This is a genomic window from Stenotrophomonas sp. INTA L402-1 (assembly GCF_059295135.1).
This window is the reverse complement of sequence record NZ_JCAFWP010000130.1, coordinates 1-678: the sequence shown is the minus strand read 5'-3', so window position 1 is coordinate 678 and position 678 is coordinate 1. Positions and strand designations below refer to the sequence as shown.

The 678-nt window shown below is 44.2% G+C and carries 2 pseudogenes; both read right to left on the bottom strand.

The annotated features are described in order from the left end of the window. Positions 1-213: 213 nt before the first annotated feature. Positions 214-449, bottom strand: a pseudogene (locus tag AC5O77_RS21895) (integrase core domain-containing protein); the annotation flags it as partial. 108 nt (positions 450-557) lie between these two features. Further along, positions 558-678: pseudogene (locus AC5O77_RS21890) on the bottom strand (IS21 family transposase); the annotation flags it as partial.

Genomic DNA, 678 nt, shown 5'->3' with positions numbered 1-678 from the left:
CTTCTAACCATCAACCATTTTAATTGATGGGGTAAAACAGGAAGCACAAACCGAAAAAATTTCATCGCATTTTGGCGTAAACCAATAGAAAACGGCAGTAAGAACGTTTAGGTTTATATTCGACATGTGATATCTTGTCTCAATATAAAAAAGGTGCAATTATTAATGTGATTACACAATCACAACATCTTTTCCTTTTTTATAATGTGTGATTCATAGACTTAGTTTCAATTTTCTCAGCTCAAGTTCTAGCTTGTAATTCTGTTCCTGTATATGCTCTTCATGGGCTGATAGTTTTCTTGAACGGCATCGGAGTATGGCGTTTTCTCAGCAAGTTCAAAGTAGCGCTCCATTGGAGTTTTACCGTTGTGAGCGCTATGAGGACGTTCCCAGTTGTAGTAATGCTGCCATTCTGCCAACAGCTCCTTCAGGTTATCAGCAGAGAGATCTGATCCCTTCCCAATATCGGTGCCAGGATAAATCAGAGATCCGGGCCAGTTTGCAGGCTTCGGAGTTTACTCACTTAGTCGCGTGTCCACTATTGCTGGGTAAGATCAATCGACCAGAACGGTTTTCACTCCGCCACCGAAGTAGCGCAAGGCCCGCACCAGAGACTCATATGTGTGCTCCGCGTCCTGGCTCGGCACCGCAAAGACGTGGAGGCGACGTGAGTAGTCC